16 protein-coding genes and 1 pseudogene are annotated in these 11,992 nt (G+C 53.8%); 13 read left to right on the forward strand and 4 right to left on the reverse strand.

Going from position 1 to position 11,992, the window contains the following annotated elements; all coding sequences use genetic code 11:
• Positions 1 to 88: 88 nt before the first annotated feature.
• Positions 89 to 553 carry a hypothetical protein gene (locus ABJM11_RS01255; RefSeq protein WP_008169412.1) on the reverse strand — a complete coding sequence of 155 codons (465 nt, stop codon included), beginning with the start codon at positions 551 to 553 and terminating at the stop codon, positions 89 to 91.
• 171 nt (positions 554 to 724) lie between these two features.
• On the opposite strand from ABJM11_RS01255, the gene ABJM11_RS01260 reads away from it, so the two are divergent.
• The 7 genes from ABJM11_RS01260 to ABJM11_RS01290 all read left to right on the forward strand — a co-directional run bounded on the left by ABJM11_RS01260 (position 725) and on the right by ABJM11_RS01290 (position 6,350).
• Entirely contained in the window at positions 725 to 1,621 is an 897-nt protein-coding gene (locus ABJM11_RS01260) for a cation transporter (protein WP_039881754.1), read from the forward strand.
• 4 nt (positions 1,622 to 1,625) lie between these two features.
• A complete protein-coding gene (gene lspA, locus ABJM11_RS01265) occupies positions 1,626 to 2,141 on the forward strand; it encodes a signal peptidase II (protein ID WP_023011862.1) in 516 nt (171 codons plus the stop codon).
• Positions 2,142 to 2,238: 97 nt separating this feature from the next.
• Positions 2,239 to 3,147, forward strand: coding sequence for a cation diffusion facilitator family transporter (locus tag ABJM11_RS01270; RefSeq protein WP_008169406.1), 909 nt, complete (start codon positions 2,239 to 2,241; stop codon positions 3,145 to 3,147).
• Positions 3,148 to 3,189: 42 nt separating this feature from the next.
• A complete protein-coding gene (locus tag ABJM11_RS01275) occupies positions 3,190 to 4,182 on the forward strand; it encodes an arsenic resistance protein (RefSeq protein ID WP_197492701.1) in 993 nt (330 codons plus the stop codon).
• A gap of 44 nt (positions 4,183 to 4,226) precedes the next feature.
• Positions 4,227 to 4,865, forward strand: coding sequence for a thioredoxin domain-containing protein (locus ABJM11_RS01280; protein ID WP_053113381.1), 639 nt, complete (start codon positions 4,227 to 4,229; stop codon positions 4,863 to 4,865).
• 22 nt (positions 4,866 to 4,887) lie between these two features.
• On the forward strand, positions 4,888 to 5,730 hold the full coding sequence (locus ABJM11_RS01285; protein WP_023010648.1) for a cytochrome c oxidase assembly protein: 843 nt from the start codon (positions 4,888 to 4,890) through the stop codon (positions 5,728 to 5,730).
• Positions 5,727 to 6,350: an SCO family protein gene (locus ABJM11_RS01290; protein ID WP_058341922.1), complete on the forward strand. Its 624-nt coding sequence runs from the start codon at positions 5,727 to 5,729 to the stop codon at positions 6,348 to 6,350. The genes ABJM11_RS01285 and ABJM11_RS01290 overlap by 4 nt, the downstream gene beginning before the upstream one ends.
• 61 nt (positions 6,351 to 6,411) lie before the next feature.
• Here the strand turns inward: ABJM11_RS01290 and ABJM11_RS01295 are convergent, their stop codons facing one another.
• On the reverse strand, positions 6,412 to 6,819 hold the full coding sequence (locus ABJM11_RS01295; protein ID WP_008173636.1) for a helix-turn-helix domain-containing protein: 408 nt from the start codon (positions 6,817 to 6,819) through the stop codon (positions 6,412 to 6,414).
• Between the two features lie 69 nt (positions 6,820 to 6,888).
• Between ABJM11_RS01295 and ABJM11_RS01300 the strand changes: the two genes are divergently transcribed.
• From ABJM11_RS01300 to ABJM11_RS01325, 6 genes are all read left to right on the forward strand, one after another.
• Complete coding sequence (locus ABJM11_RS01300; RefSeq protein ID WP_008173639.1) at positions 6,889 to 7,614, forward strand: cation diffusion facilitator family transporter; 726 nt, start codon at positions 6,889 to 6,891, stop codon at positions 7,612 to 7,614.
• Positions 7,611 to 8,045: a disulfide bond formation protein B gene (locus ABJM11_RS01305; RefSeq protein WP_008173641.1), complete on the forward strand. Its 435-nt coding sequence runs from the start codon at positions 7,611 to 7,613 to the stop codon at positions 8,043 to 8,045. The genes ABJM11_RS01300 and ABJM11_RS01305 overlap by 4 nt, the downstream gene beginning before the upstream one ends.
• Entirely contained in the window at positions 8,042 to 8,719 is a 678-nt protein-coding gene (locus ABJM11_RS01310) for a thioredoxin domain-containing protein (protein ID WP_008173644.1), read from the forward strand. The genes ABJM11_RS01305 and ABJM11_RS01310 overlap by 4 nt, the downstream gene beginning before the upstream one ends.
• 81 nt (positions 8,720 to 8,800) lie before the next feature.
• Positions 8,801 to 9,523, forward strand: a complete 723-nt coding sequence (locus tag ABJM11_RS01315) for a cytochrome c biogenesis CcdA family protein (RefSeq protein ID WP_008173647.1) — start codon at positions 8,801 to 8,803, stop codon at positions 9,521 to 9,523.
• A gap of 57 nt (positions 9,524 to 9,580) precedes the next feature.
• A complete protein-coding gene (locus tag ABJM11_RS01320; protein ID WP_053113384.1) occupies positions 9,581 to 9,937 on the forward strand; it encodes a DUF3703 domain-containing protein in 357 nt (118 codons plus the stop codon).
• A 17-nt stretch (positions 9,938 to 9,954) separates the two neighbouring features.
• Positions 9,955 to 10,410: an SCO family protein gene (locus tag ABJM11_RS01325; RefSeq protein WP_227507855.1), complete on the forward strand. Its 456-nt coding sequence runs from the start codon at positions 9,955 to 9,957 to the stop codon at positions 10,408 to 10,410.
• Positions 10,411 to 10,766: 356 nt separating this feature from the next.
• Here ABJM11_RS01325 and ABJM11_RS01330 read toward each other — a convergent pair.
• Positions 10,767 to 11,144, reverse strand: a pseudogene (locus ABJM11_RS01330) (DEAD/DEAH box helicase); the annotation flags it as partial.
• A gap of 157 nt (positions 11,145 to 11,301) precedes the next feature.
• On the reverse strand, positions 11,302 to 11,970 hold the full coding sequence (locus tag ABJM11_RS01335) for an SCO family protein (protein ID WP_348294500.1): 669 nt from the start codon (positions 11,968 to 11,970) through the stop codon (positions 11,302 to 11,304).
• Positions 11,971 to 11,992: the final 22 nt, after the last annotated feature.

The raw sequence follows: 11,992 nt of genomic DNA on the forward strand, positions 1-11,992 counted from the left end.
GCTACTGGGCCGTTTTCACAAACGTCAGCCTATCAAACTCGCCAGACACTAAGCGTCTGTTAAACAGAAGTATTTGAAGGCTTCTCGATCACTCTACCTTCAGATTTTGCTGGTATTGCAGCATTTGCTCCATCATCAGCTGCATTTGATCCATGCGCTCCTGCATCATCTGAATTTGTTGTTCGGTAGTCGGACCATCACCATTTTTTGGTTGGCTGCCATTCATCATATGCTGGCCCCCCATCATGCCCCGTTGGCCCCGCATCATGCCGGGGCCCATCATACCGTGATGCATAAAACCCATTTGCTCTTGCATCGCCTCTCTGTGTTCTCGCATCAATTGTTGCCGTTCTTGCGGTGAAGCTTCATCAGGAATGCGTTGCATCAGCTGGTTCATGTGGGACCAGTTCTGGTGCATCTGCTGCATTTGCTCCTGATCCATCATCATGCCAGGACCATGCCCTTGCCATGAGCCTTGATCACCATGCGCTAGCACGAATGCAGGAAAAACCAACAACGCAGCGGTTGCTGTAAGTCTTTTAAATGAAATCATAAAGTTTACCCCCGAAAAAAATTAGATGCCCACACCATCGCACTTATCATTGTAGATCTTTATCCAGACAAACGCCGATTTTGACGACTACTAGAGTAGATTAGTCATTGACCCTGTAGTAGCTACAGGGTTTTAAATGACATCATTTGCACGAGAACCGGAGCCGAGAAAATGAGCAAACCCTGCAATGGGCAGTGTGGCAGTGAAGACTCTGTCGTAGATGACAAGTTTCAGGGACGCGCCACCGCCGAAACAGGTAGCCAGCTAAGCACCTACAGAATACCAAAAATGGATTGTCCCTCGGAAGAGCGAATGATTCGAATGGCACTGACTGGCGTTGAAAACATTCAGTCGCTGTCATTCGATTTATCGGGTCGTACGTTGGAAATTATCCACCATGGAGAAACCGGTCCTATTACCAGCAAACTGGAAAACCTGGGCCTGGGCGCTTCCTTGCAGAGGACAGAAGACGCCAGCGCTGAATCCGTCAGAGCGGCTGAATCTTCTAAGGCCAACGAAAGCGAAGAGTCCGGCACTTTATGGATACTGCTGGCAATCAACGCACTGATGTTTCTGGTCGAGATGACGATGGGCCTGATCGCCCAGTCCGCTGGCCTGATTGCAGACTCGCTAGACATGCTTGCCGATGCCGCCGTCTACGGTCTCGCGCTTTACGCCGTTGGGCACGGCATCAAAATGCAGGTCAGAGCGGCGCATGTGGCTGGCATACTCCAGCTTATCCTTGCCGCTGGGGTACTGGTTGAAGTTGGCAGGCGCTTTCTGTTTGGCAGTGATCCCCAGTCGTCAATGATGATGGCCGTCGCATCTGTGGCCCTTATTGCCAACATCAGTTGCCTGCTCCTGATCGCCAAACACCGTGACGGCGGTGCTCACATGAAAGCCAGCTGGATATTTTCGGCCAATGATGTGGTTATCAATCTGGGAGTTATCCTTGCAGCCCTTCTTGTTGCCTGGACCGGCTCCAACTACCCGGATCTGGTTATTGGCGGTATTGTGGGAGGCATTGTACTCATTGGTGCCAAGCGCATCCTTGCGCTAAAAGGATAATTCGATGTCTGAAGACCGTTCTCGCTTTTTTACGCTCACTTTTCTCGGCTTTTCGGCACTTATAGCTCTGGCCGACCAACTTATTAAATGGCTCGTCCAGCAATCCATGGCTTACGGACAATCGGTTGAGATCACCCCTTTCTTTAATTGGGTGCACGTATGGAATAAAGGCGCTGCCTTCAGTCTCTTTGCCGATGGCGGTGGCTGGCAGCGATATTTTTTTATTGCGATAGCCATTGTCGTCTCGGCTGTTCTGGTCAAATTGATTCGGGACAGCCATAAGCGAACCGAAGCACTAGCCTATTCGATGGTACTTGGCGGTGCATTTGGAAATGTCATCGACCGAGTTTTTCGAGGCTATGTTGTCGATTACCTGGATTTTCATTGGCAATCCCGGCACTGGCCGGCGTTCAACCTTGCCGACGTGTTCATCGTCCTGGGCGTGGCCATGATTTTGGTCACGAGCTTCACAGCCGAGAAAGGTGCCGGGAATAACATGGAAAATCGCCAGAATGGCTAGTTTTCGCGCGGTCGCAACACTCGCTAAGCCCTCTGAGCCAGGCTTAGCGAGTGTTGCGACTACGTTTAATTGAACAGCAACGACCAAGGAGAAAACAATGGGCCACGAGCATGCTCACATGTCACCGGATACTAAGGATAAGAGAGTTGCAGTAGCTATCTGGGCGAACGGTATCCTAACCTTGGCTCAGATCGCTGGAGGGATCTTCGCTGGCAGCTTGGCGCTGATAGCCGACGCTATACACAACTTTTCGGATATGGCGTCACTATTTATCGCATTTGCGGCGCGGAAGATTGCACGCCGCCCGGCCGACTCGAAGATGACCTTTGGCTACGGGAGAATTGAGGTTGTTGCGGCACTCATAAATTACACCACTTTGATAATGATCGGGGCATATTTGATCTACGAAGGTGGCATGCGATTCATAGATCCCCCGGAAATCAAGGGGTGGTGGGTAGTTTGGCTTGGCATTATCGCATTGGTAGTGGATGGTTTGACCGCGCTGCTTACTTACTCCATGCAAAAGGACAGCGTCAACATCCGTGCGCTGTTTCTACACAACTTGTCTGATGCGTTTGCGTCAATTGCAGTCGTTGTAGGCGGCGCCCTGATTCTCCTGTACGACATGCGTTGGGTTGATCCCGCGATCACAATTGGTATCGCAAGCTATATTCTCTACCTGGGTCTAACGGAAATCGGCGGAACCATCCGGACACTCATGCTGGGTAGTCCATTGGATATCGACACAGATTCTGTCATCGAGGCTTTATCAAACGTAGAAGGCGTTTTAGACCTTCACCACGTACATTTCTGGCAGATGGGTGAGCATGATGCCTCCCTCGACGCCCATGTGGTGGTCGAAATAAGTGCCTGGAATGAACTTGAAAAAGTCAAGGGTGGGATAAAACGAACTTTGGAAAACGAGTTCGGCATCACTCATTCAACATTGGAGTTTGAACATCCTGATCACAGTCACAAAGATGCCCATACTTATGGCCATGGCTAGCAGGGCTGCTGAAAAGGGTACCGTGTGGCAGATATGCTGCGAATGGCCGACATTCCACTCGGTTACGAGCACGCCATGCGAGACGTAATTGAACGCCACCAGGTCTGGGCCTACCTCATCGCTGTTGTTTTCGGACTGTCTGTGGATTGGACATCGTCCCTCGGTGACAGTGTGCCGGATTACTTAATCTGGGGGTTGCTCGGAGTTCTGCTCTACGCCACATTTACTCAAACACCGTTGACCCACCTGTCTGATATGTTCCGGGACCGTCGGTTCATGGGTGCCTTGCTCACCGGAAATTTTCTGGTCATGCCGGCGATCACTGCCTTGCTGATATTGGCGCTGCCGGACAATGACGCGCTGAAGTTGGGAGTGCTTCTGGTATTGCTGATGCCCTGTACCGACTGGTTTGTCACCTTCACTCACCTAGGCAAGGGGGACAGCACCCGAGCCATTGCGGCAACACCGGTTCTGCTGATTGCTCAACTGGGTCTTCTTCCACTTTACCTCTGGCTTTTCATGGGTAATCAGTTCGACGTGAATCTTGAGCTTGGGCGGCACCTCCTGCCGGCCTTTGGCGGGCTGATTATTGTCCCGCTTATCCTGGCATTTCTGACTGAAAAATGGGCCGAAAACTCCAGAAAAGCCATCGGGTTCATTCGCTTCATGGGTCTGATGCCGGTCCCTCTGCTGACAGTCGTACTGTTCATCATCTCAATGACACAGGTCAGCCAGATCGACAGTACCGGCTCACTTATCTGGCCCTTGATGATTCTGTTTCCGGCCTATCTTCTAGCTGCGGCTCTGGTTGGAAAGGCTCTGCGCCGGGTCTTTCGATTACCGGTAGAAACCGGTCGCACCGTCATCTTCAGCCTAGGAACACGCAACTCCTTCGTGGTTTTACCTTTGGCACTGTCAATGCCAGAGGCCTGGGCTGTGGCCGTCGTGGTGATTGTCGTCCAGTCTTTGTTGGAACTGTTTGGAATGATGCTTTATCTGCGGTGGGTGCCTAGTCGGCTGCTACCGGACACCTGAATAATCTGAAACCCGTAAACTCATTTAAAATAGGAAAATCTCCCGTGCAAACCCGAACCCTGGTCATCAGTCTCCTTCTTTTTTGTCTGGTTGTCTTTGCTGGTGCTTTTGTTATTTACGATCGCTCCCAGGGCACTAATGAACCCGCCGTTGTTGAAAAAACGCCACTGGTGAGGGATTACTCTCCCGTTATTGGCCCTGAGGACGCGCCGGTAACCATTGTCGAGTTCTTCGACCCATCCTGCGAAGGTTGTCGCGCCATGAATCCCTATGTGAAACAGATTCAGGCTGCCTACCCGGACAACGTGCGTCTGGTACTGCGCTACGTATTGTTTCACAAAGGCTCGGAAGAGGCCGTCAGAATCCTGGAAACCGCCCGTGAACAGGGGGTCTATGAGCCGGTACTGGACGCTGTTATGGAAGCACAACCGAAATGGCACGATGATCCAAAGGTCGCCGCAGCATGGGATGCGGCGGAGTCAGCCGGACTTGATGTCGAAGCCGCTCGGGCCGGTATGAACTCACCCGAGATTGACGGCATTATTCAACAGGATGCTGCGGACGTTAAGGCGGTTGGAATTTCCGGAACCCCAACATTCTACGTTAACGGAGACACCTTGAGCCGCCTGGGGCCTCAGGAACTGTACGACCTGGTGACATCCAAGGTAGGGTCACTGAAATAACAACAAAACAACCGGCAACGCTATGTCACTGCTTGACTACCTTTTACCCTACGATTTCTCGCCGCTGACCATACTCAGCTACATGCTCGTGATGGGATTCTATGGCGTCGGGCTAATTCGGATGCCGGAACAGGACCGGCCAGGCTCACTGCGGATCTTTGCGTTCACCCTGGGGGTACTGATCTGTTATGCGGTGATGCAGACCCGCTTCGATTACTACGCACAATACATGTTCTTCGTCCATCGGGGTCAGCACCTGATTCTTCATCATATCGGTCCGATCCTGATCGCCCTGTCCAACCCTTTACCGGTCATGCGGTTCTGGTTCGCAAAAATCAGCCCGGGCTGGAGGCATACATTGAGGCCTCTGGGCTGGGTCTATAACGTTCTGCAACAGCCTTTTATCGCCCTTTTCCTGTTTGTCGGGCTTATCTATTTCTGGCTGTGGCCATCAATCCATTTTGACGCCATGCTCAGCCGGGATCTGTATTGGGTCATGAACTGGAGCATGTTGCTGGATGGCCTGCTGTTCTGGTGGTTGATCTTTGATCCAAGACCGCCGGCGATCACCTCATCGCTGGGGTATGGCAGACGCATGTTGGTTCTGGCCGCCGCAGGTGTGCTTCAGATGTTTCTTGGGGCGTGGATCGTGTTTTCACGTGACATGGTCTATGACGTTTACGAAGTCTGTGGCAGGGCCTGGCCGCTGGACCCGGAAGTCGACCAGCTACTGGGAGGCATGCTGACCTATATTCCTCCGGCCATGATGAGCATTCTTGGCATTCTTCTGATGCTCCGGCGAGCCATGCATCAGGACGGAAAATATACCAACCAATCCAAACAACTTGAGGAAACAGCGTCATGAGAACTCGCTTCTGGCGACAGCGCACCAACATCATATCGGCGACCTTAACGCTGATAGCAGCCCTATTGCTGACTGGTTGCTTTGGCAATGACGAGGAAGACTGGAACGGTAAAAACATCAGTGGCTTGATGCCTGAGCTGGAATTCGACCTGATCAATAGCCAGGGCAAGTCTGTATCTGGCGATGATTACAGTGGCCGCGTGAGAATGCTGTTTTTCGGGTTCACCTCGTGCCCCGATGTTTGCCCGACCGCCCTGCAAAAACTCAATCAGGCAACCAGTGGCCTGGACCCCGCGCTTCAGGATGAAGTACTCACTTTGTTCGTGAGTGTCGATCCGAAACGTGACACGCCTGAGCGTCTCGCAAAATACGTGGATTTCTTCGGCGACAATATTGTAGGACTCACTGGAAAAGAACCCCAGCTTCGTGAACTGGCAAAACGATATAGAACAACCTTCGGTTATGACGAACCTGCCGCTGATGGAAATTATGCGGTGTCACACAGCAGCGCGATTTATGTATTTGATCGCGAAGGTAACCCCCGCCTCTTAATGCGGCCCGATCTGAGTAGAGAAGAAATTCGGCATGACCTCGTTGCTCTTATTCAGGAGGATGCCTGACTGAATAGACTGTCCCAACTCGAATTGAGACAGTCCTGGTTGGCGGGCACATACAAAGTGGTTAAGCAGAGCCGGAGAGTGTCTCGATAATTCGGCAGTCCATAATAACTCCGCCGTCACAACACGCACTCAGTCTTTCCAACTCGTGTTCCATTGCATGTAGATCTTTCAGTCGAGAGCGCACTTGAACCAGTTGTTGTTCAACTTTGGCGTCCACACCCGCACAGGACTCCTGCTGACGATCCGCCAGTGAAAGCAGTTCACGAATATCGTCAAGGCTAAATCCGAGCCCGCGGCTTCGTCGAATAAACAGCAGCCGCGAATGATCCTCTTCGGAGTAGAGACGATAGCCCGACTCCGAGCGGGTCGCTTTCGGCAACAGTCCAATTTTTTCGTAATAACGGATGGTCACGGGCTTAACGCCCGTATCATCAGCTAGCCGACCGACCGTGTTCCTTTTTTCGCTCATCGCTATTGACCTTATAGTTACTATAACCACCAGTGTATCGATGTATTGCACGTTTTAGGAGGGTTCGTCGTGGACAGCTGCTGTGAAAACAAGGCCGGTGAACTGGCACAATTGCGAGCGAGCCAAAGCCGGGTGCTTTACATTGCGCTTGCCATCAACGCAGTGATGTTTGTGGTGGAATTCAGCGCCGGCTGGATTGCAAGCTCTACCGCGTTGCTGGGCGATTCGCTGGATATGTTTGGCGACGCGTCTGTCTATGCACTGACACTGTTCGTGCTGGACCGAAGCCGTCGCGCGCGTGCCGGAGCGGCTTTGTTCAAAGGCGGCTTTATGCTGTTGTTCGGGCTTGTTGTTGTCGCCGATGCCATCCGCAAGCTGGTGATACAGGAAGTGCCCGCCGCCGAGTGGATGGGCGCTGTCGGCGCTCTTGCCCTGTTTGCAAACGGCGTTTGTTTTGTGTTGCTCTACCGTCATCGTGCGGACGATCTCAATATGCGTTCCACCTGGATGTGTTCCAGGAACGATCTGTTCGCCAATAGCAGTGTAATCATTGCGGCAGGATTGGTCGCCCTCACCAATACCCTCTGGCCGGACATCATTGTGGGCCTCGCCATTGCTGCGCTATTCCTGCACTCCGCTTGGCAGGTCATCCGTGAGGGTATGGAGGAATGGCGTGCCGGTGGGGCTGAAACCGCCGATAAATCGAGCAAAGATGAAGGCGATACCGCTGGAAACAGCTGCTGCTCTTCTTCGCAAAGCACTTGTGCCAATGAATCCAGAGAGCCATCCCGGTGACCACCAATAACCGGGTGATTCCATGGGGGCTGCTGCTGTCAGCCTGGCTACTGGCGGCGGGGTCCTCGCTTTCAGCCATCTACATCGGGGAAGTTCTCGGGCAGGCTCCGTGCGTTCTGTGCTGGTTTCAGCGCGCCTTCATGTTTCCGTTGGCGGTGATTCTCGCAGTCGCCTGCTACTACTCGGATTTTAACGTTTGGCGCTACGCTATGCCGCTGTCTGTCATTGGCTCCCTGTTCGCTCTAGCCCACTCACTGCTTTATGTGGGGCTCATTCCACAACCCATTCAGCCCTGCACGGCCACTGGCCCGTCCTGCTCGGGTGACGGAATGACGATATTTGGTGGGCTGCCGCTTCCGTTTCTATCGCTGGCCATTTTTGTTGCCATCATCATTCTGCTCTTGCTTATCCGTCGGAGAGTTCATACATGAATCGTCGTGCCATCTTTGTTGTCGTGTGTCTCGTGCTGATCGCAGCCTTTTCAGCCGCCGTCCTATTCAAGCCACAGCCCCAGCAGCCTCAAAAAACGGCCACCACCGGCGAAAAGTCTGTTGCCGCTGCCGAACCGATCGCGAACCAACAAGCATTGGTACGCTTCCATTCGCCCACATTCGGGCCTGCCGACGCACCGGTGATCATCGTTGAGTTTTTCGACCCCTCCTGCGAAGCCTGCCGGGCGTTCTACCCGATCGTGAAACAGATACTTGCTGAGTATCCAGGCCAGGTGCGGCTTGTTTTGCGGTACACAATGTTCCATCAGGGTTCCGAGGAAGTCTCCAGAATTCTGGAAGCAGCTCGCCTGCAAGATGTCTATGAACCGGTGCTGGAAGCTGTGTTGGAGGTGCAGCCGGCCTGGCACGACGACCCGAAGGTTGCCAAGGCATGGGGAGCGGCCGAGGCAGCCGGTCTGGACCTGTCCCAAGCCCGTGAGGATATGCAATCCGAACGGATAAGCGCCATCCTTGATCAGGACATGCAGGACGTCAAAACCATCGGTGTTCGGGGCACCCCGACTTTTTTCGTGAATGGCCGCCAACTCACGGAGTTTGGTCCCAAACCGCTACTTCGTCTTGTTCAGGAGTCGCTCCCAGACGCACAGAAATAGTCGACCGGTGTCGAACAAAACACGGATGGGCTTGATGCCCTCCACCGTCAACTGAACTCAGAAAATTGAGGACTCACGGAAATGCCAGATCTTGCGACATGGGGAATGCTGGCTGCTTTTTTTGGCGGCCTGGTGTCATTTTTCTCACCCTGCACTCTGCCGCTGGTTCCGGGGTATCTATCGGTCGTTACGGGCGGCACTGTCACAGACCGTTCGAGTCGACTGCAATCTCTGTGGCTCAGTATCTGTTTTGTCCTTGGGTTCAGTGTAGTGTTCATCGCTTTTGGTGCCAGCGCTAGTCTGCTCGGTCAGTGGCTGATGGCCTACCGGCAGGAAGCCAATCTGGTGGCGGGCATTCTGATTGTGCTGATGGGGCTATTTATGCTGGGCTGGTGGAGCATGCCCGCGTTACAGCGCGACTGGCGCTTTGGGCAAACCCTTGAGGGTGGACGGCCCACGGCAGCGTTCCTTCTCGGCTTGGCCTTTGCCGTCGGGTGGACACCGTGTATTGGCCCGATATTGGGCGCTATCCTGGCTCTCAGTTCCACCCATGCGAATGCTGAAACCGGCATGCTGTACCTGGCCGTTTATTCGCTGGGGTTGGCAATTCCATTTTTGGCAACGGCTTTATTTATTAAGCACTTTCGGGCGCGAGTGCGCTGGATGAGCCGCTGGAGTCAGTCACTGAGAATCCTGGCAGGGCTGGTTCTGGTTGTTATGGGGGTAATGGTGCTGACGGGACAGATGACCCGGTTTGCATCATGGATGTTATCCGCATTTCCGGTACTCGGAAGACTCGGTTGATCCCGGGCAAATCTTTGCCCACAACTTAGCTGGCCGATAAGGCAGGAGAACTGAGCAGTGAACAGTGAACTCAAGACGTTCTATCTGACAGAACCGGCAGCAGCCGCTGATGCTGACAATCAGGGCGATGTCGCTACAGCGTTCAGACATCTTGAACGGGCTCATATTCTGAGCCAGAAGTTCGCGTTAGCGCACACGACAACACATTTGCGCATGCTCCGGCTTGGCTGGCACGCGCGCGATGCTCGCGAGGTTCTCGGTCAGCTGGCTCGGGCCTTCGCTGCGTTGCTGGTTTCACGAATCCGGGTTCCTGTCGGCAATACGGGACTTGCCAACGTCAGCGCATTTGAACCGATGGCGGTGCCGGAAGACTTGGCGATTGTTCTGGGACACCAGAATCCTTCCAACACGTAATTGAAGGACACCACTTGATGATCAAACCCTGCTTCCAACACCACGCAAAGCGCTTTGCATCCATTGCAATGATGATGCTGGCAATCCTCCTTGTTGGCTGCATGGGCGATGATCCGCCGGATTGGCACGGGACAGAAATCAGCGGCGTGATGCCCAAGCTTGAATTCGATTTGATCGACAGTCAGGGAACACGGGTTTCAGGCGATGATTACAGTGGTCAGGTACGAATGCTGTTTTTCGGATTTACCTCTTGCCCTGATGTTTGCCCCACTGCTCTGCAAAAACTCAGCCAGGCCGTCAGCGGGCTGAGCACGGAAAATCAGGAGGAAGTACTTACGTTGTTCGTCAGTGTCGATCCTCAGCGCGACACACCCGAACGCCTGGCGGAGTACGTCAATTTTTTTGGTGACAAAATCATCGGGCTGACCGGCAACGCCTCTGACCTCCGCACGCTTACCCAGCGATACCGGTAGACGTTCGGGCATGAAGAACCGGACGCAGAAGGTGACTATGCCGTTACTCACAGCGGTGCAGTCTATGTGTTTGATCGTGATGGTAATCCTCGCCTGCTTATCCGGCCGGAAGATTTAAGCGCTCAATCCATTCGGCAGGACCTTGTTGGCCTGCTTGAAGAGGATTACTGAATGACTGGAGGCTCTGGAGGAAAGCTCTGACTCGAATGTTCGCTTTTGTTTATAGGCGTGCAAACGGAGAGATACGGGAAAAACTGGTGGCCTAGGCCACCATAACGTGCCCGATGCGGCCCATGTATTGAGTCAAGAACATCTGCCAGTTGACAAGAATTCGTTTAATTCGGGGCAATCAACAATTCGTGAAATTCATCGAAAATAACAACTGCGTAGTCTTCCAGCGCGGGATCGTTCTGAATCAGCCGGGTTAGAATCCCTTCCGTCACCACCTCAATCACGGTCGCGGAGCTCACCCTCGTATCCAGCCGCGTCCGGTAGCCCACCGTCTGGCCCGGTTTCTCCCCCATCTGCCCGGCCATATACCGTGCCGCCGACCTGGCCGCCAGCCGTCTCGGCTCCAGCATCAGAATCCTGCGACCTTGCCGCCATGTTGCCTCCAGTAGCGCCAAAGGCACGCGCGTGGTTTTACCGGCGCCTGGTGGGGCCTGGAGGAGGACGGTTGTTTCCGATTCCAGGGTTTGCAGGAGGTCCGGGATGATTTGGGTGATTGGGAGCATGGGTTCTGCTTTGTGTAAGACTGGTCGGGGTCGGGGAGGGGCGTGGGGGTGGTGGGGTATTTTTCCGCCAGGAATGGGTGTCTGAGCGAAGCGAGTTCCATTCCCAAGGAAAAATACCCCACCACCCCGCTCCTGCACCGAAACCATCAGCCCTGGATCAGGACCGCGATGCCCGAGAATGGTTGGCACGAGTCCACTCATAGATCTCGCGATAGGCCTCCACCAGGTCTTCCGGGTTATGAGGGGGTTGAAACACGGCGGTCATTTCGCCTTCCGGGTTAATCAGGGCAAAGTGGCCACTGTGGTCCACCATCAGTTCACCGTCCACCTCCCGGTGGCTGAAGGCAGCGTTGAGACTTTTTGCAAGCTTCCTCAGGGTTTCGAGGTCACCGGTGTAGCCATGGAAGTTTTCGCCAAAAAAGTCCACATAATCCCGCAGCCGCTCGGGCGTGTCGTGCTCGGGGTCAGCGGTGACCAGCAGGAACTCGGGCTGAGGCAGGTCGTCCGGCAACAGGTTATCACTCCGACGCAGGTTCGCCATGGCGGCAGGGCAGATATCCGGGCAGTTGGTGTAACCCACAAAGGCAAAAGTCCACTTCCCCTTCAGGCTTTCCCGGGTAACCGTCTCGCCCTGTTCGTTGACCAGTTCGAACTTGGCAATCTCACGGCCCTGATCATAGACATAGGTGTTGATCTCACTGAGTTCCGGCGCCGGAGAGGGTTCGTCATTTCCTACCAGCAGCACCTGACGTCCGACCACCAGCCCGAAAATCAACACCACAACCAGCAGCAGGATGGTCAGCGTCAGGCGAATCGAGCGGTCCATGAAATCTCCGGCAGATCAGTAA

This window comes from Marinobacter sp., from assembly GCF_039977835.1.
Classification (GTDB): Bacteria; Pseudomonadota; Gammaproteobacteria; order Pseudomonadales; family Oleiphilaceae; genus Marinobacter.